Below are 19,390 nucleotides of genomic sequence, written 5' to 3'. Positions count from 1 at the left end.
AAAAGGCTGTCCACAGCAAGCTTTCCTGCTTCTGTGACAGCCTCTTTTTCTGTCCGCACGGACTTCTATCTGATCGGCTCTTTGGATGGCGTTCCCGCCTTTCTCGGATATTTCTTCGGTGTTTCTTTTACCTTTCCGATCACCACCAGCGTACGGTCAATATCTGTATCAGGGAGCGTGAACCGTACGGTATCCCGATACTCTCCTCCCAGGACTTTAATGGCTTTTTCTGCCTCTGAAAGCTCCAGGTCCACACTTCCGGACTTATACGGTACAAACAAACCGCCCGTCTTTACAAAGGGGAGACAATACTCACTGAGAGAGGAAAGATTCGCCACCGCTCTGGACACCACAAGATCAAAGCTTCCCCGGTATTCTTTCTGTTTTGCGATATCCTCCGCTCTTCCGTGAATTGCCGTAATTCCCGTAAGCCCCAGTCTTTCAATGACTTCATTCAGGAATTTTACCCGTTTATTAAGAGAATCCAGAAGTACTACTTCCAGTTCCGGATAGATGATCTTCAAAGGGATTCCCGGGAAACCGGCTCCTGTTCCCACATCCAGAAGACGTTTTTTTCCATCCAGTTCAACTGCTTTTCCCAGAGCACAGCTATCTACAAAATGTTTGCTCATGACCTCTTCAAACTCTGTGATGGCCGTCAGATTCATGACTTTATTCCACTCGATCAGGAGATCATAATACGCCAGGAACTGCTCTGTCTGTCTCTCTGTAACAGAAATGCCAAAAGCCTGGCATCCCTTTGTCAAAATTTCCGTATCTGCCACTTTTTCACCCGTTTCCTTTCTTTGTAAAGCGGACATTCGCAATCCGCTTCGCTACTTGCTCATGAACGCAGTCGCTTCGCGATCTGTCAGTGGGAGCTTTCAACTCCCACTGACATAAGCATCCCCCCTCACCCGCCGCTTAGTTCTCCGCGCACTTGAAGCGGGGGAATGCTTATCTGCGTTCAGACTGCATGGAGATGCTTCCGCCTTATCAACGCCTTCTGCGCCTCATACAGCTCTTTTCTGTGATTCTTCGTAAATTTCTATGTTTCTGTCTCAAAAATATCTGATTTCAGCTTCTGTGGCTTTCCAGATATACCAGCAGGACAGAAATATCTGCCGGTGAAACTCCTGAGATCCTGGAAGCCTGTCCGATGGAAGTCGGTCCATATTCCTTCAGTTTCTGTTTTGCCTCCAGGCGCAGGCTGTACACATCATCATAATCAAGATCTTTCGGGATCTTTTTCGTCTCCAGTTTTTTAAACTGTTCAACCTGCCGCTTCTGCCGCTGGATATAGCCCTCATATTTGATCTCAATATTTACCTGCTCCTGTACATCTTCCCGAAGTTTCGGACGAGCCTCATCGATCTCAGCCAGTTCTTCATAGTTAAGCTCCGGTCTGCGGATCAGTTCGCCCAACGTCGTTCCTGATTTTAAGAGCGTACTTCCGTGACGCTCCAGAAAAGCCTGTACTTTCTCATTGGCTCCGATATTGGTATGCTCCACCCGTTTGATCTCTTCTTCGATCTCCTTCTCCTTTTTCAGCAGATCCTGGTATCGCTCTTCTGAGATCAGTCCCACTTCATAGCCTTTTTTCGTCAGACGCAGATCCGCATTATCCTGTCTTAAAAGCAGACGGTATTCGGCTCTTGAAGTCATCATACGGTAAGGCTCCCGGTTCTCTTTTGTCACAAGATCATCAATGAGGACACCGATATAACTTTCGGAGCGATCCAGAAGCAGCGGCTCTCTTCCCAGTACTTTCATAGCCGCATTGATACCTGCAACCAGCCCTTGGGCAGCCGCCTCTTCATATCCGGAACTTCCGTTAAACTGCCCGCCGCTGAAGAGCCCCGGGATCTTTTTAAATTCCAGAGAAGCATCCAGTTCTCTTGGATTGATGCAGTCATATTCGATCGCATAGGCATTCCGTACGATAATCGCATGTTCCAACCCCGGCACCGTACGGTACATGGCATACTGAACATCCTCCGGCAAAGAACTGGACATCCCTCCCACATACATTTCATTGGTGTTCCGTCCTTCCGGCTCAATGAAAACCTGATGCCGATTCTTATCGGCAAAACGTACCACTTTATCTTCTATGGACGGACAATATCTGGGACCGGTCCCTTCGATCATACCGGAATACAACGGTGAACGATCCAGATTTTCCCGGATGATCTCATGTGTTTTTTCATTCGTATAGGTCAGCCAGCAGGATATCTGGTCGATCTGCACGCTTTCCGGATCTGTTGTAAAAGAAAAAGGTACGACTCTCTCATCACCGAACTGTTCTTCCATTTTTGAAAAATCAATAGAACGCTTATCGATCCTGGCCGGTGTTCCGGTCTTAAAGCGACGCATTTCGATGCCATGTGACTTCAGGGAATCTGTCAGGTAATTGGCTGCCTGCAGACCATTAGGTCCCGTATAGGTACTTACATCTCCATAAATACATCTGGCCCGTAAATACGTTCCCGTGCATAAGATACAGGCCTTACAATTGTATACAGCTCCTGAATACGTCTTTATCCCTGTTAATTTTCCTTCTTCATCTGTCAGGATCTCTGTTACTTCCTGCTGCCGGATCGTCAGATTCTCCGTATTCTCCAGAACCTTCCTCATTTCTCTGCTGTAATCGGCTTTATCTGCCTGTGCTCTCAAAGAATGGACTGCAGGTCCCTTGGACTGGTTCAGCATCTTGGACTGAATAAAGGTTTTATCAATATTCTTGCCCATTTCTCCGCCTAAAGCATCTAGCTCCCTTACCAGATGTCCCTTCGAGGTTCCCCCAATATTCGGATTACAGGGCATCATGGCAATACTTTCCACACTCACTGTAAAAAGCTGTGTCTTAAGCCCCAGTCTCGCACAGGCCAGTGCTGCTTCACAGCCTGCATGACCTGCTCCTACTACAACTACATCTACATTTTCTGTGATTGTATTCATAATGCAATTTTCCTCTCATTTTGTATACAATATGCCAATACAGTGCTTTTTCACTTGAAATCACTGTATCTTTCTCCTTGTTCTGTCCGGGAATTTCGGGACTTTCCGATCCGATTTTACCGTAGATCCTTCTGTTCTGCAAAGCAAAATCGCCTTCTATTTTCCCGTACAGAACTTGCTGAAGATCTCGTTCACCAGATCTTCCCCGAGGCTTTCTCCAAGAATCCTTCCGAAAGCCTCATAAGCGCTCATAAGGTCAATGGAGAAGAAATCCTCAGGCATCCCTGCCTGAATGCTTTCCCCTACCTGTATGAGGCTTCTGTGCGCTTCCAGAAGGGCCTGTTTCTGTCTGGCATTGGTAATGTAAACCTGATCATTAAAGGACAGTTCTCCTCCGAAAAACATCTCTTTCACCTTTTCTGAAAGCCGGTCCAGTCCTTTATTTTCTAAAGCAGAGATCGGTATGACCTCAATCTCCCCGATGCCGGCCTGCTGCATCTTCTCTCTCAGGATCTCCTCTGTCGTCACAGCCTCGAGATCGGTCTTATTCAGAAGCACCACCGCTTTTTTCTCTTTCAGAAATCCCATGATCTCCTGATCATTTCCGTCCAGCTCGGTAGAAGAATCCACCACGTAGAGGATAAGATCTGCATCACGCACCGACTCCCGGCTCCGTTTTACGCCGATCTTCTCCACCACATCCTCCGTCTGACGGATCCCTGCCGTATCTACCAGCACCAGGGTAACGCCGCTTAAGTTTACCTTCTCTTCCAACGTATCCCTGGTCGTTCCTGCAATATCTGTGACAATGGCTCTCTCTTCCCCTGTCAGTACATTTAAAAGTGAGGATTTTCCTGCGTTCGGTTTTCCCAGGATCACAGTCCTTATCCCCTCTGTCATGATCTTCCCGTCCTCAGAATTTTTCAGAAGTATTTCCGTTTCTTTTTTCCAGCTCTCATTCTTTTCTTCCAATTCTTCCGGATACCCCTCCAGAGAAATATGCTCCGGATCATCCAGTGCAGACTCGATATGTGCGATCTCATAAAGAATACCTGCTCTCAGAGCCTTTATACGGGCCTGTACAGCCCCTTTCAGCTGTTTGACGGAGCTTCTCAGGGCATACTCATTCTGAGCCTCTATAACGTCCATAACGGCTTCTGCCTGGGAAAGATCGATCCTGCCGTTCAAAAATGCCCTCTTGGTAAATTCACCCGGTTCTGCTGCCCTGGCTCCATTTTTTAATACCGTCTCCAGAACCCGTTTCACGGCAAATACGCCTCCATGGCAATTGATCTCCACCGTATCTTCTGCCGTGTAGCTTCTGGGGCCTTTAAGGAGCGTTACAAGCACTTCATCTATGACTTCCTCCCCGTCTACAAGAAAACCATAATGGATGGTATGGGAAGGCTGCTCCGAAAGCTTCTTTTTCTTCTTTGTCCCGGAATCATAGATCCGGTCCGCAATCTCAAAAGCGTGTGTTCCGCTGATTCTTACAATACCGATCCCCGCCGGACTCATGGCCGTGGAGACCGCAGCTATCGTATCACTGTTCATTTCTTTCATTCTCCTTCCAGGCAGTTCCTACTGCCCGGTTCGATGCTCACGTAAACAAGAAGGGGATGCTGCCTGCATCCCCTTCTTCTCCCGGCAGCAGATTTATCTTTCTCTGTTGCTGCTGTTATTATTTTTCAATGTCACTACGACTTTACGGTAAGGCTCTTCTCCTTCACTGTGAGTCGCCACATAAGGATTGTTCTGCAGTGCAGAATGGATGATCCTTCTTTCATACGGATTCATAGGCTCCAGAAATACCGGTTTTCTGGTCCGTTTTACTTTGGAAGCAATGTTTCTTGCCAGATTTTCCAGTGTTTCTTTTCTCCGTCTGCGGTAATCTTCGGTATCTACCTTAACACGCACATACGGTCCGTTTCCCTTATTTACTACAAGGCTGGTCAAATACTGAACAGAATCCAGAGTCTGTCCTCTCTTTCCGATCAGAACGCCCATCTCATCTCCATTGAGGTCAATGTTCAGGGTGCCTTCTTCATCAAAAGCGGCTTTGATCTCCACCTGCATATTCATGGCGTTCAAAGTTCCCTTCAGGAATTCTTCCGCTCTTCTGATGGCTGCCTCTTTATCCAGAGGAGCTTTTCCCGGCTTCTCAGCTGCTGCTTCCTTCACCGGTACAGCTTCTTTATGAACGGGCTCTTTCTCTGCTCTTGTCTCTTCCCGCACGGTTTCCTTTACAATGACTTTTTCTTCTGCTTTCTGTACCGGTTTTTTTTCTGCTTTTTTCACCGGTTCTTCTGCAGCTTCTTCAAAGCTCTCCTCCGGAATCTCTTCTTTTTTACGGGCCATGATCACTGCGGGCTTACTTCCGAATCCTAAGAATCCGGAGCTTCCTTTTTCTACTACTTCATACTCGATGTTATCGCTGCTTGTGCCAAACTGAATGGAAGCTTCCATGAGCGCATCATCCACTGTTTTGGCTGAGATCCTGATGTATTCCATAGTACCCCTCCTGTTTTGCTGAACTGCTGCTTATTTTTTCTTTCCTGACTTTTCGTTATACTGTTCTACCATACGGGCCTTTGCCGCGATGCTTCCCGGTTTTGCCGTATGATTTTTATAGTATTCCGTGGATTTCTCCATCTGTTTCTTACGGGCTTCTTCTTTCTGTTTCTGAACCTTCTCATCCTCTTCCGGATCTGCCTGTTTAGAAGCGGCCATCATGGCCTGTTTGGAGATCGTCTGAGGCGGAAGACCCATTTTTTTACGTTTCTCGTTGTTTTTCTCCACGTTTTTCTGGATCATAGCATCCAGATCGATCTTATCAATCTGTTTGTTTACAATAAGCTGCTGAATGATACGGACAACAGCACTGGCTACCCAGTAGATACCGAGACCGGTCGGCAGGGTAAAACAGAATACCACAGACATCAGCGGCATTACGTTGTTCATCATTTTCATGGATGCTTCCATGCTTCCGCCCTCTGTCTGATTTGAAGAAGGTGTTGCAGCAGTGGAGATTTTTACACTGAACCACTGGGTCAGACCGGAAAGGATCGGGATCAGAAGAGCTCCGATCACCAGAAGGATGGCTCCGCTCTCCAGACCGCTCTTGATGATATTGAACGGAGAATCCGCAATATTCAGACCGAGGAAATAATTCATCCGGTCCATTTCGCCCTGTGTCTTGGTTACCAGATCAGCAAAATCCGGGAATTTCTCGGCAAGAGTTGCCCAGTCTGTCGGTTTGCATTTATAAAGTGTATCTACGATAGAATCGGCTGCATAGCCCAGTTTTTCAAAACTGATATTATTTACTTTTGCAATTTCAGTAAGAATCTCCTGGCTTCCGCTTGTTGCTAAAATCTTCTCAACCAGCGGCATGAATGCATTTTTCACGCTGCCTACATAAGCGGGAACATTCCAGATAACCCGGTACAAAGCGAACAGGATCGGCAGCTGGATCAACATCTGTATACAGCTTCCGGTCGGGGATACGCCGTATTTTGCGTATACCTCTTTGGTTTCCTCGTTCATCTTCATCATGGAAGCCTGGTCCTGCTTGCCCTTGTATTTTTTCTGGATCTTCTGCAGTTCCGGGTTCATTCTTGCGGAAAGTTTGGAGAACTTCTGCTGCTTGTAGGTCAGCGGAGTCATGATCCCGTAGATGATGATCGTGAACAGGATGATACATAAACCGATATTTTCCACATGGAACACACTGCTCAAAAAGATAAAGATGGCATTCATAATGAATCCAAGCAGTGTGGCTACCGGTCCAATAATGAACGTATTGGTCTTGGTTAATAACATGCTTTTCCTCCTGGATGTGCAGCCTTTCCGGCTCCCTTTGCCGCATGCTGCATTGCTTCTTGTTTTTCGTCTTCCTGATCAAACGGCCGTTACCGTTCAGGGAACAGGATCATACCCTCCATGAGAAAAAGGATTACACCTTAAGATACGCCACACGGCCAAAAGGGAACCCTTCAAAGCCCCGTATTTTTCAATCGCCTCCAGTCCATACTGGGAACAGGTGGGAAAATACGGACACTTGGTACTCTTTAACGGTGAAAGGTATTTTCTATATAATTTAATCATTCCGATTAAGATCTTTTTCATCTTGATTCTCCGACGAAAGCTCCTGGTACAGATCCTGAAGCTTCATGAGATGCAGGAGTGCGCTCTCGATCTCCCGATAGCTCCTCCCCTTTGCCAGTGGTCTTACCACAACCACAAGGTCATATCCAGGTTTTATTGATTTTTCGTTCAAACGATAACTCTCTCTAATTAAACGACACATATGATGGCGAACAACACTGTTCCCCACCTTTTTACTGACAGAAATCCCGATGCGGTTTTTGGACAAGCCATTATCCAGCCGATACAGCACCAGGTACCGGTTCGCCTTGGAATCTGCTGCCCGATAGACGCTCTGAAAATCCTGATTTTTCTTCAATGACTCTGAAAATATCATAAAAACTCCATACGTTTCTATTAAAGAGAAGAAAAGGCCACAAATATGCGGCCTATGCTGACAATACTTTTCTTCCTTTTGCTCTTCTAGCAGCAAGAACTTTTCTTCCGTTTGCTGTGCTCATTCTTGCTCTGAATCCGTGAACTTTCGCTCTGGATCTTTTCTTCGGCTGAAATGTCATTTTCATAAGTTTTGGCACCTCCTTCTTCTATCCTGCCATTTCCGTCCATACTCCGAAACCGGTTTCCCTGATACGGAAGGACAAAAACAGCAGCCAATCTACCACTTCTGCCCTGCGAAACAGGCTGGTTTTCTATTTTTATACGATGCAAAACATCATTTCCCATTATATTCACAAAAAACCAGAAAGTCAAGGGGTTTTTTCCCTTATTTACGGGCTTAAACCGCCTTTTCGGCCTCTTACTTTCCGGGGATCCCGTTTTGGATTCCCTTATAATATAATAAGAAGAAACTCTTCTTTCCAGCCCTTTTTTGCTCCGGTTTGTGGATATGTGGAAATTTTTCGCTTTTTCCCCTGATCCACATCCCATCCCCAGTCCATCCACGGCCAATCCACAAGTTATCCACATATTGGGGATAACTTGTGCATAACTCCAGAATAACTTGTGGAAAGAGCCTCAAACATCCACATAGTTGCCTAAAAAGCCCGTATTTTACATGGTTTTTCACTGTGAACAAGTTTTTTTCTCTTTTTCACAAGAATTAAGCATTGATAATTTCACCGTTTTAGTTTAAAATTGTTGAGTATAGTGGGATGATTTTTTATGCTCGTCCCGTACGGACATACACCATACGTTCTTTTCATGATTGTGGAGGTCTCCATAGTCTTTTTTTCGTATGCTTATAACCAATGTAAGGAGTTATCTGAATGGACATCATCAAAGAAAAATGGGAGGAAATTCTATATACCGTAAAGCTGGAACATGAACTTACAGACGTATCCTTCGATACGTGGCTGAAACCACTGAAGGTACATAGTTTCGAAAAAAACGGATCTGCAAATATGCTGTATATCCTGATCCCGGCTGAGCAGCAGCCTGCTTTCGGTTATATTAAGAAGAAGTACGCCCTTCCGCTTCGGGTTGCCATTGCGGAAATCACCGGCCTGGACTGTTCCCTGGAATTTATCCTTCCCGAAGAAGCACAAAAACTGGAAGCTGAAAAGGCAACCGTTACTTCTAATCTGAATGAATGCATTGAAAAAGCCAATCTGAATCCAAAGTACACCTTCGATACTTTTGTGGTCGGCAGCAACAACAATTTTGCCCATGCTGCCTCTCTCGCAGTGGCCGAATCTCCGGGAGAAATGTACAATCCGCTCTTTATCTACGGAGGAGTCGGACTTGGCAAAACACACCTGATGCATTCCATTGCTCACTTTATATTAGAAAGAAATCCGGAAACAAAGGTACTTTATGTGACCAGTGAATCCTTTACGAATGAACTGATCGAAGCCATCCGTAACAACAACAACACTGCAACTGCCCGTTTTCGTGAGAAATACCGCAATATTGACGTACTTCTTATTGATGATATCCAGTTCATTATAGGAAAAGAATCCACGCAGGAAGAATTTTTCCATACTTTTAATGATCTGCACAGCAATAAAAAGCAGATCATTATTTCTTCGGATAAACCTCCTAAAGAAATGCAGACTCTGGAAGGACGTCTCCGTTCCCGCTTTGAATGGGGTCTTATTGCAGACATCTCCTCTCCCGACTACGAAACACGTATGGCAATCCTCCGGAAAAAAGAAGAACTTGACGGTTATCAGGTAAATGATGACGTCATCAAATATATCGCTACCAATATCAAATCCAACATCCGTGAGCTGGAAGGTGCCCTCAATAAACTTATGGCCTGCAGCCGCCTGGAAAAAAAGGAAATCACGATTGAAATGGCTGAGCAGGAGCTCCGCGACATCATCTCTCCTGATGAAAAACGGGAAGTCACTCCGGAACTGATCATCAATACGGTAGCAGAACATTTCGGGATCCGTCCGGAAGACATCAAAGGAAAGAAACGAAATTCCGAAATTGTCTTTCCCAGACAGATAGCCATGTATCTCTGCAGAGAGATCATCGGTATCCCCTTAAAGTCCATCGGAACCATAATGGGGAAAAAAGACCACACGACAGTTATCCACGCCTGCAACACGATCGTTGCTGACATGGAAAAATCCGAATCTACACGCAATACAGTAGAGATCATCAAGAAGAAAATCACACCGAATTAACAGTCATCCACAGGCTCCGTACGAGAGTTCCACAAAAGTATTCCACACAGGAACCTCTTGATTTTACTGCCTTTCGTACGGTTATTCACAAATCCACAGCCCCTAAGAATATGACTACTGATTTTCTATAAAAAATATATTCAAAGCCTTTTTCGGCCAGAAGGAGTACACACCTATGAAAATTATCTGTTCCAAAACAAGTCTGTTAAAGGGTGTAAACACCGTACTGAAAGCGGTACCCTCCAAAACGACCATGCCGATCCTGGAATGCATTCTGATCGATGCAACTCTTGGAAAAATTAAATTTACTGCAAATGATATGGAACTTGGCATTGAAACTACAGTTGACGGTTCCATCCAGGAAAAAGGTATTGTTGCTCTGGATGCAAAGATTTTTTCTGAAATCGTACGAAAACTTCCGGAAAATGAAGTGACTATCGAAACAGATGCCAGACTGAACACGACCATCACCTGTGAAAAAGCAAAATTTAATATACCGGGTCAGTCCGGTGACGATTTCACAGGACTTCCTGTTGTTGAAAAAAATGAAAGCATCACTCTTACTCAGTTTACGCTGAAAGAAGTGATCCGTCAGACCATCTTTTCGATTGCTGTAAATGAAAATAATAAAATGATGACCGGTGAGCTTTTTGAAGTAAACGGAAGTTTACTAAAAGTGGTTTCCCTGGACGGACACAGGATTTCGATCAGAAAAGTGGAATTAAAAGAAAACTTTGGCAATATTAAAGTTGTCGTTCCCGGAAAGACACTCACAGAAGTGAGCAAGATTTTATCCGGCGAAACAGACGACGATGTCCGTATTTTCTTTACAAACAACCATATTGTTTTTGAATTTGATGAAACCGTTGTTGTTTCCCGCCTGATCGAAGGAGAGTATTACCGTATTGATCAGATGCTTTCCAGTGATTATGAAACAAAGATCACGGTAAACAAGAAAGAGCTTCTAAGCTGTATCGACCGTGCAACGCTGCTGGTCAAGGAAGGAGATAAAAAACCCATTATCATCCATATCACAGATGCTTCCATGGAACTTAAGATCAATTCTCAGATCGGTTCTATGAAAGAGGATATTGATATTGAGAAAGAGGGTAAAGATATTCTTATTGGCTTCAACCCCCGGTTCCTGATGGATGCTTTGCGGGTAATTGACGATGAGACCGTTGATGTTTATCTGGTAAATCCCAAAGCGCCCTGCTTTATCCGGGATGACAAAGAAACTTACACCTATCTCATTCTGCCGGTAAACTTTACAGCTTAAGGGAGGAAAATCATGAATACAATTGCAATCAAAGATGAATTTATCAAGCTGGGACAGGCACTGAAGCTGGCCGGTTTATGTGAGTCCGGCGTAGAAGCAAAATTCGCCGTACAGGAGGGACAGGTACTGGTTAATGGCGTAACAGAGACCCAGCGAGGAAAGAAACTTCATCCGGGAGATACTTTTACCTACGAAGGACAGACAGTAACGGTTCTGGAAAAAAAGTAAGGCTGGTGCCGAATGGTAATCGAATCGATCAAACTGGAAAATTTCAGGAATTATGAGACGCTGGAACTTCAGCTGGATCCGGGAACCAATATTTTTTACGGAGAAAATGCCCAGGGAAAGACGAATATTCTGGAGTCGGTCTACCTCTGCGGGACGACCAAGTCCCACAAAGGGAGCAGAGACCGGGAGATGATCCGCTTTGACCAGGAAGAAGCACATATCCGTATGAAACTTGACCGGGCCGGAAGTTCTTACAGCATCGATATGCATCTTAAAAAAAACAGACCCAAGGGGATCGCCATAAACGGTGTCCCCATACGGAAGGCGGGAGAACTTCTTGGGCTTGGTAATTTTGTGTTTTTTTCTCCCGAAGATCTGAATATCATCAAAAGCGGCCCGGGAGAACGGAGACGTTTTGTGGATCTGGAGCTTTGCCAGCTTTCAAAAGTCTATCTTTTTCAGCTGTCTAATTACAACAAAATCCTGAACCAGCGAAACAAACTGCTGAAGGAGATCTCCTTTCGGCCGGAATATCTGGATACGCTGGATGTATGGGACAGTCAGCTGGTTCAGTACGGGCAGAGAGTCATTCAGGAGAGAGAACTTTTTGTCAGTCGCCTCAATGAAATCATAGGCGGAATCCATCAGCGCCTCTCCGGAGGCCGGGAGACCCTGGTGATCCATTATGAGAAAAATGTGGAGATCGGGGATTTTGAACAGAAACTGAAAAATAGCCGGGAACGGGACTTAAAACTCCGTACGACCCAGAATGGTCCTCACAGAGATGATCTCTGCTTTGATATTGGCGGAATGGATATCCGTAAGTTTGGTTCTCAGGGGCAGCAGCGTACGGCGGCACTTTCTCTGAAGCTTTCCGAGATCGAGCTGGTAAAACAGGAGATCAAGGATACGCCGGTGCTTCTTCTGGATGATGTGCTTTCCGAGCTGGACAGCAACAGGCAGAAATATCTTCTGGACGGTATTCATGATATACAGACATTGATCACTTGTACGGGACTTGATGAGTTTGTTGAGAACCGTTTTGAAATAAATAAAGTATTTCAGGTAAGCGATGGAGTAGTAACTTAAGGAGGTTAGATAATGGGTACAGAACAACAAAATGCAGAATATGGCGCAGACCAGATCCAGATCCTGGAGGGCCTGGAGGCAGTCCGCAAAAGACCGGGAATGTACATCGGAAGCACTTCCGTACGTGGACTTCATCATCTGGTGTATGAGATCGTAGATAATGCAGTGGACGAGGCACTGGCCGGTTTCTGTACGGAAATACAGGTCGTCATCAACAAGGGAAACAGCATCACCGTTATCGATAACGGTCGTGGGATTCCTGTAGGAATCAACCATAAATCCGGTCTTCCGGCTGTAGAGGTGGTATTTACGATCCTTCATGCCGGCGGAAAATTTGGCGGCGGCGGATATAAGGTATCCGGTGGTCTTCATGGTGTGGGAGCCTCTGTTGTAAACGCACTTTCCACCTGGCTGGAGGTTCGTATCTGCCATGAAGGAAAAGTTTATCAGCAGCGTTATGAGCGGGGGAAGGTCTGCTATCCCTTGAAGGTGATTGGTGAATGTCCTCTGGAGAAGACGGGAACGCAGGTAGATTTCCAGCCGGATCCGGAGATTTTTGAGGAGACAGAGTATGATTTCAATACCCTGAAGCACCGTCTTCGGGAGATGGCTTTTCTCACTAAGGGAATCCGTATCGTCCTTCGGGATGACAGAGAAGAGGAGCCCGTACAGAAGGTCTTTCATTACGAGGGAGGCATCAAAGAATTTGTCAGCTATCTGAACAGGGGAAAGACACCGCTTTATCCGGAAATCGTCTACTGTGAAGGAAACCGTGACGGCGTTTCTGTTGAGGTGGCACTTCAGCATAACGATGGATACAACGAAGGCGTTTACAGTTTCGTAAATAACATTACGACACCGGAAGGCGGAACACATCTCACCGGTTTCCGGAATGCCCTGACAAAGACGTTTAATACGTATGCCAAAGCAAATAAGCTGATCAAGGAGACGGACAGTCTTTCCGGAGAAGATATCCGTGAGGGGCTGACTGCGATCGTCAGTGTGAAACTTGAGGAGCCTCAGTTTGAAGGTCAGACAAAGCAGAAGCTGGGAAACAGTGAAGCAAGAGGAGCGGTAGACAATCTGGTGACCGAGCAGCTGACCATTTATCTGGAACAGCATCCGCAGGTGGCGAAGATCGTTCTGGAGAAATCCATCATGGCTCAGAGGGCCCGTGAGGCAGCAAGAAAGGCAAGAGAACTGACAAGGAGAAAATCTGCCCTGGACGGCATGGCTCTGCCGGGAAAACTGGCAGACTGTTCAGATAAGGATCCGAAAAACTGTGAGATCTACATCGTAGAGGGAGACTCTGCGGGCGGTTCTGCAAAAACAGCCAGAAGCCGTGCGACGCAGGCGATCCTTCCTCTTCGTGGAAAAATCCTGAACGTGGAAAAAGCGAGACTTGACCGGATTTATGGAAACGCGGAGATCAAAGCAATGATCACTGCTTTCGGAACCGGTATCCATGAGGATTTTGACATCAGCAAGCTGCGTTATGACAAGATCATTATCATGACAGATGCCGATGTGGATGGTGCTCATATCAGTACACTGCTTCTGACGTTTTTGTACCGGTTTATGCCGGAGCTGATCCGTCAGGGACATGTATATCTGGCACAGCCGCCTCTTTACAAGCTTGAAAAAAATAAAAAAGTCTGGTATGCCTACAGTGATGAGGAGCTGGCGAAGATCCTCAATGAGGTAGGCCGTGACCAGAATAATAAGATTCAGCGTTATAAAGGACTTGGAGAGATGGATCCGGAGCAGCTCTGGGAGACTACCATGGATCCGGAGCGCAGGATTCTTCTTCGCGTGAACATGGATGAAGAAGCTTCTTCTGAACTGGATGTGACCTTTACCACACTGATGGGTGATCAGGTGGAACCCAGAAGAGAATTCATCGAGGAAAACGCGAAATTTGTAGAAAATCTTGACATTTAGGAGGAGAAACCGTGGAAGACAATATTTTTGACAAGATCCATGAGAGGGATCTGAAAAAGACCATGGAGAAGTTTTATATCGATTATGCCATGAGCGTGATCGCTTCCAGGGCTCTTCCGGATGTACGGGATGGATTGAAACCCGTACAGAGGCGAGTGCTGTATTCCATGATCGAGCTGAACAATGGACCGGATAAGCCACATCGAAAATGTGCGCGTATCGTCGGTGATACCATGGGTAAATATCATCCCCATGGAGATAGTTCCATTTACGGAGCTCTGGTAAATATGGCTCAGGAATGGTCTACCCGTTATCCGCTGGTAGACGGCCATGGAAACTTCGGTTCTGTGGATGGAGACGGCGCAGCAGCCATGCGATACACGGAGGCAAGACTCAGTAAGATCTCTATGGAGATGCTTGCAGATATCAACAAGGATACCGTTGATTTCCAGCCGAACTTCGATGAAACGGAGAAAGAGCCTACGGTACTGCCCAGCCGGATCCCAAACCTTCTGGTAAATGGAACGACCGGTATTGCAGTCGGAATGGCGACCAATATCCCGCCTCATAACCTTCGGGAAGTTGTTTCTGCAGTGGTGAAGATCATCGATAATCGGGTCCAGGAGAACAGGGATACGGAAATCGATGAAATTTTAAAGATCATCAAAGGCCCGGATTTTCCGACAGGAGCGATGATCCTTGGAACCAGAGGAATTGAGGAAGCATACCGTACAGGACGCGGAAAGATCCGTGTGCGTGCAGTAACAGAGATTGAAGCCATGCCTAACGGAAAGAGCCGGATCCTGGTACATGAGCTTCCGTACATGGTAAATAAGGCACGGCTCATTGAGAAGATCGCTGAGCTTGTCCGTGACAAAAAAATCGATGGAATTACCGGCATTACGGATGAATCCAGCCGTGAAGGCATGCGCATCAACATTGAGCTCAGGAGAGATGCCAATGCCAATGTGGTACTGAACCAGCTCTTTAAGCATACACAGCTTCAGGATACGTATGGTGTGATCATGCTGGCTCTGGCAGGAGACGGTCCGACCAGCCTGCAGCCCAAGGTTATGAATATCCTGGAGATCCTGCAGTATTATATCCGCCATCAGGAGGATGTAGTCACCAGAAGAACGAAATATGATCTGAACAAAGCGGAAGAGAGAGCCCATATTTTACAGGGACTGCTCATTGCACTTGATCATATCGATGAAGTCATTAAGATCATCCGCGGTTCTGTCAACACGCAGGCGGCGAAAGCTGCTTTGATGGAGCGCTTTGCTCTTTCTGATGCCCAGGCTCAGGCGATTGTGGATATGCGTCTTCGTACGCTCACCGGTCTGGAACGGGAGAAGCTGGAAAACGAGTATGCAGAGCTTATGAAACGCATCGGTGAGTTGAAAGCGATTCTGGCGGATGAAAATCTTCTGCTTGGTGTGATCCGCAAGGAGATCTCAGAGATCGCTGATAAGTACGGCGATGAGAGAAGAACCAGCATCGGATTTGACGAGTTTGATATTTCCACAGAGGATCTGATCCCGAAGGAAAATGTGGTCATTGCCATGACGAAGCTTGGTTATATCAAACGTATGACCGTGGACAATTTCAAGAGCCAGAACCGTGGCGGAAAAGGTATCAAGGGCATGCAGACTCTGGATGATGACTATATTACAGAACTTCTCATGATGAATACTCACAGCTATATCATGTTCTTTACGAATACCGGTCGGGTATACCGTCTGAAAGGATACGAGATTCCGGAAGCAAGCCGTACAGCAAGAGGAACGGCTATTGTAAATCTTCTGCAGCTGGCTCCGGAAGAAAAGATCACAGCTACGATCTCCATCAAGGAATTTGCGGAAGGTCAGTATCTTTTTATGGCAACCAAAAAAGGTATCGTGAAGAAAACGCCGGTGACGGATTATGTCAACGTGCGGAAGGGCGGTCTGGCTGCCATGACACTCAGAGAGGATGATGAACTGATCGAGGTAAAACGTACCAACGATGAGAAAGATATCTTCCTTGTGACCAAATATGGCATGTGTATCCGTTTCCACGAGACAGATGTCAGAAGCACCGGTCGTGTTTCCATGGGAGTTATCGGCATGAATCTTTCTGACGGTGATGAAGTGGTAGGTATGCAGCTTGACACGCAGGGAAAATATCTTCTGACAGTATCGGAAAAAGGTATGGGAAAACTGACGGACCTTGAAGAGTTTACAGCCCAGATCCGCGGTGGTAAAGGTGTGAAGTGCTATAAGATCATGGAGAAGACCGGAAATGTAGTAGGAGTGAAGATCCTGAATAAAGAAAACGAGATCCTTCTCATCAACACGGAAGGCATCGTGATCCGTATTGAGTGTGAGGATATTTCGATCCTGGGCCGGGTAACTTCTGGTGTAAAACTTATGGATGTAGGAGAAAATATCAAGGTGGCCAGTATTGCCAGGGTTAAGGAAGAATCCAAGAAATCCGATGAGGACATGCTGAAGACCATGGAAACTGAACTGGAAGAAGAATCAAAATAAATGAGCAGATTAAGAAGAATCCTTGCGGTGTGGGCGGCAAAAGCCACTGGCTTTGCCTGCCGGATCACCGGTAAACAGGGCGTGACCCTGGCCGGACAGATTGCTTTAAAGATCGATCCGGACATTTTAAAAGAACTTTCCAGCCAAGTAAAAGAGAAGATTTTCGTTACCTGCGGAACCAACGGGAAGACTACCACAAACAATCTTCTCTGTTCTGCCATTGAAGCAGAGGGAAAAAAGGTAGTCTGCAACCATACGGGTTCCAATATGCTCAACGGTGTGGCAGCAGCCTTTGCACAGAGCGCCTCTCTTAGCGGTAACCTGAAGGCTGATTATGCCTGCATCGAGGTGGATGAGGCATCTACTGTCCGTATTTTTCCTCATTTTAAGCCGGATTATATGGTATTGACCAATCTGTTCCGTGATCAGCTGGACCGGTATGGTGAGATAGACATTACCATGAATCTTCTGAAAAAGGCAATGCAGATGGCACCGGAAATGGAAGTTATTGTAAACGGAGACGATTCTCTGTCTACTTATCTTGCAATGGAGAGTGGAAATCCTTATGTGACGTTTGGCATTGGAGAGCAGTATTTCAAAGATCAGAAAGATTCCGGAGAGATCAGAGAAGGAACTTTCTGTAAAAAATGCGGTTCCAAAATGGAGTATCATTTTTATCATTACAGTCAGCTGGGAGATTATTATTGCCCGGACTGCGGCTTTAAGCGTCCGGAGCTCACCTATAATGCCCTGCATGTGCATGCTGGAGAGAATCTGTCCTTTGAAGTGAACGGGACTGCCATTGAGGCCAATTACAGAGGTTTTTACAATATCTATAACATCTTGGCGGCTTATGCTGCCGGAAAAGAGGCAGGACTGAAACTGACTGCTTATAACCGGGTTCTGAGAAAATACAGTCCGGAAAACGGCCGGAATGAGGCGTTCCACATCAACGGGACGGATATTATCCTTAATCTTGCCAAAAATCCGGCGGGCTTTAATCAGAATATTTCCGCTGTCATGGAGGATACGAAGGAAAAAGACCTGATCATCCTCATCAATGACAACAGCCAGGACGGTATTGATGTTTCCTGGCTTTGGGATGTAGACTTTGATCGTTTTCAGGATGCCGGAATCCATTCCATTACGGTAAGCGGTATCCGCTGCCGTGATATGCAGCTTCGTCTCAAATACGTGGATATCCCGTCCATTCTGGAGCCGGATATTGAAAAGGCCATCCAGGACCGCATCAAGGACGGTGTAAAAAATCTCTATGTACTGGTGAATTACACAGGTCTTTATAAGACGCATAATATTCTGAAGAAACTGGAGGGAGAGCAGAAATGAATATTACCATCGGCCATCTTTATCCGGATCTTCTGAATCTTTACGGAGACAGAGGAAATATCCAGTGTCTCCGTAAACGCTGTGAATGGAGAGGAATCCGGGCAGAAGTGAAAGAATTCCGTTCCGGAGATAAGATTGATTTTCAGGAACTTGATATTGTACTTCTGGGCGGAGGATCTGACAGGGAGCAGATGATCGTCTGCAATAAGCTGAAGGCGATCCGGGAGGATTTCAAGGCTTATGTGGAATCCAATGGCGTTGTGATTGCTGTCTGCGGCGGTTATCAGCTCCTGGGAAAATATTATCAGACAGATGACGGTCTTATCGAGGGACTGGATCTGGTGGATCTTTACACGGAGCAGAAGGAAGGACGTCTGATTTCAAATATCGTCTTAAAGAGCGATCTTTTTGAATTTCCGGTAGTAGGATTCGAGAATCATGGCGGAAGAACCTTTATTGGGGCAAATAAGCCCTTTGGGAAGGTACTTTACGGTAATGGTAATGATGGAGAATCCGGATATGAAGGCGTGGTCTATAAAAATGTCATTGGAACCTATCTTCATGGACCGCTTCTTCCTAAAAATCCCCAGGTGGCAGATTATCTTATACAGAAAGCACTGGAGAGAAGATATAATCGCCCAATGGAGTTAAAAGTTCTGGATGACAGTGAAGAAAAAGAAGCAAATGACTACATTTATAACCGCTTTGTAAAAAATGCAGAATAAGAAAGGCCCGGAAGCAGCAGAAGTCTTCCGGGTTTTTTCAAAATTAAAAGAAAAACAGGAGAGAGAAAAAACAGTGTTTCCGTGAGCCAAGTGAGATACAAAATAAATAATTGAAAAAAATGAAAAAAAGCATTGACAAAAGTAAATTCATAAAGTATAATTTCAAATGCGTCACTGATGAACGCTATTCAAAACTGAATGCAATGTATCTGGAGAAGTACTCAAGTGGCTGAAGAGGCGCCCCTGCTAAGGGTGTAGACCGTTCGCGCGGTGCGAGGGTTCAAATCCCTCCTTCTCCGTATTTTTTTGAATCGCTTGAATAAAATAAAAAATTCAAAAAAATAAAAAAGTTCTTGACAATAGCGAAAATCAATGATAGAATCAATACTCGCTGAGCAAGTTTGAAAAAAGAACATCAAAAAAACTTTTGAAAAAAGTTTAAAAAAGTTCTTGACAAACAAAACAAAGCCTGATATAATAAAGAAGTTGCTGCTGAACAGCAACAAACCAAGAACCTTGATAACTGAACAGTGACATATCCTTGAAAGTTCA

The 19,390-nt window shown here is 45.6% G+C and carries 16 protein-coding genes and 1 tRNA gene; 9 read left to right on the top strand and 8 right to left on the bottom strand.

Features of this window, described 5'->3' with window-relative positions; all coding sequences use genetic code 11:
• Positions 1-65: 65 nt before the first annotated feature.
• From rsmG to rpmH, 8 genes are all read right to left on the bottom strand, one after another.
• Positions 66-821: a 16S rRNA (guanine(527)-N(7))-methyltransferase RsmG gene (gene rsmG / locus DXA57_RS14145; protein WP_117767951.1), complete on the bottom strand. Its 756-nt coding sequence runs from the start codon at positions 819-821 to the stop codon at positions 66-68.
• 256 nt (positions 822-1,077) lie between these two features.
• The gene (gene mnmG / locus DXA57_RS14140) at positions 1,078-2,958 is read right to left on the bottom strand and encodes a tRNA uridine-5-carboxymethylaminomethyl(34) synthesis enzyme MnmG (protein WP_117767950.1); all 1,881 of its coding nucleotides are present in this window, start codon (positions 2,956-2,958) and stop codon (positions 1,078-1,080) included.
• Positions 2,959-3,114: 156 nt separating this feature from the next.
• A complete protein-coding gene (gene mnmE / locus DXA57_RS14135) occupies positions 3,115-4,512 on the bottom strand; it encodes a tRNA uridine-5-carboxymethylaminomethyl(34) synthesis GTPase MnmE (protein WP_117767949.1) in 1,398 nt (465 codons plus the stop codon).
• A 102-nt stretch (positions 4,513-4,614) separates the two neighbouring features.
• Complete coding sequence (jag, locus tag DXA57_RS14130; RefSeq protein WP_117767948.1) at positions 4,615-5,469, bottom strand: RNA-binding cell elongation regulator Jag/EloR; 855 nt, start codon at positions 5,467-5,469, stop codon at positions 4,615-4,617.
• 30 nt (positions 5,470-5,499) lie between these two features.
• The gene (locus tag DXA57_RS14125) at positions 5,500-6,780 is read right to left on the bottom strand and encodes a YidC/Oxa1 family membrane protein insertase (protein ID WP_117767947.1); all 1,281 of its coding nucleotides are present in this window, start codon (positions 6,778-6,780) and stop codon (positions 5,500-5,502) included.
• A 96-nt stretch (positions 6,781-6,876) separates the two neighbouring features.
• Positions 6,877-7,086, bottom strand: coding sequence for a membrane protein insertion efficiency factor YidD (yidD, locus tag DXA57_RS14120; RefSeq protein WP_117767946.1), 210 nt, complete (start codon positions 7,084-7,086; stop codon positions 6,877-6,879).
• Complete coding sequence (gene rnpA, locus DXA57_RS14115; RefSeq protein WP_117767945.1) at positions 7,058-7,441, bottom strand: ribonuclease P protein component; 384 nt, start codon at positions 7,439-7,441, stop codon at positions 7,058-7,060. The genes yidD and rnpA overlap by 29 nt, the downstream gene beginning before the upstream one ends.
• A 52-nt stretch (positions 7,442-7,493) precedes the next feature.
• Positions 7,494-7,628 (bottom strand): 50S ribosomal protein L34, encoded by a 135-nt coding sequence (gene rpmH, locus DXA57_RS14110; RefSeq protein WP_117767944.1) that lies wholly within the window; start codon positions 7,626-7,628, stop codon positions 7,494-7,496.
• A gap of 702 nt (positions 7,629-8,330) precedes the next feature.
• Between rpmH and dnaA the strand changes: the two genes are divergently transcribed.
• From dnaA to DXA57_RS14060, 9 genes are all read left to right on the top strand, one after another.
• Positions 8,331-9,698 carry a chromosomal replication initiator protein DnaA gene (gene dnaA, locus DXA57_RS14100; protein ID WP_117767942.1) on the top strand — a complete coding sequence of 456 codons (1,368 nt, stop codon included), beginning with the start codon at positions 8,331-8,333 and terminating at the stop codon, positions 9,696-9,698.
• Positions 9,699-9,873: 175 nt separating this feature from the next.
• Entirely contained in the window at positions 9,874-10,977 is a 1,104-nt protein-coding gene (gene dnaN, locus DXA57_RS14095) for a DNA polymerase III subunit beta (protein ID WP_117767941.1), read from the top strand.
• 12 nt (positions 10,978-10,989) lie between these two features.
• On the top strand, positions 10,990-11,205 hold the full coding sequence (locus DXA57_RS14090; RefSeq protein WP_117767940.1) for an RNA-binding S4 domain-containing protein: 216 nt from the start codon (positions 10,990-10,992) through the stop codon (positions 11,203-11,205).
• Positions 11,206-11,217: 12 nt separating this feature from the next.
• Positions 11,218-12,294: a DNA replication/repair protein RecF gene (gene recF, locus DXA57_RS14085; RefSeq protein WP_117767939.1), complete on the top strand. Its 1,077-nt coding sequence runs from the start codon at positions 11,218-11,220 to the stop codon at positions 12,292-12,294.
• A gap of 12 nt (positions 12,295-12,306) precedes the next feature.
• On the top strand, positions 12,307-14,235 hold the full coding sequence (gene gyrB, locus DXA57_RS14080; protein WP_117767938.1) for a DNA topoisomerase (ATP-hydrolyzing) subunit B: 1,929 nt from the start codon (positions 12,307-12,309) through the stop codon (positions 14,233-14,235).
• 11 nt (positions 14,236-14,246) lie between these two features.
• Positions 14,247-16,766, top strand: a complete 2,520-nt coding sequence (gyrA, locus tag DXA57_RS14075; RefSeq protein ID WP_117767937.1) for a DNA gyrase subunit A — start codon at positions 14,247-14,249, stop codon at positions 16,764-16,766.
• A complete protein-coding gene (locus DXA57_RS14070; protein ID WP_117767936.1) occupies positions 16,767-18,113 on the top strand; it encodes a Mur ligase family protein in 1,347 nt (448 codons plus the stop codon).
• On the top strand, positions 18,110-18,838 hold the full coding sequence (locus DXA57_RS14065) for a type 1 glutamine amidotransferase (protein WP_117767935.1): 729 nt from the start codon (positions 18,110-18,112) through the stop codon (positions 18,836-18,838). The genes DXA57_RS14070 and DXA57_RS14065 overlap by 4 nt, the downstream gene beginning before the upstream one ends.
• Before the next feature lie 211 nt (positions 18,839-19,049).
• A tRNA-Ser gene (locus tag DXA57_RS14060) sits at positions 19,050-19,137 on the top strand.
• Positions 19,138-19,390 lie beyond the last annotated feature (253 nt).

The sequence above is a fragment of the Blautia sp. OF03-15BH genome, assembly GCF_003463065.1.
GTDB lineage: Bacteria > Bacillota > Clostridia > Lachnospirales > Lachnospiraceae > Limivivens.
The sequence above is the reverse complement of the archived record's forward strand: the minus strand, read 5'-3'. Positions and strand labels throughout refer to the sequence as shown.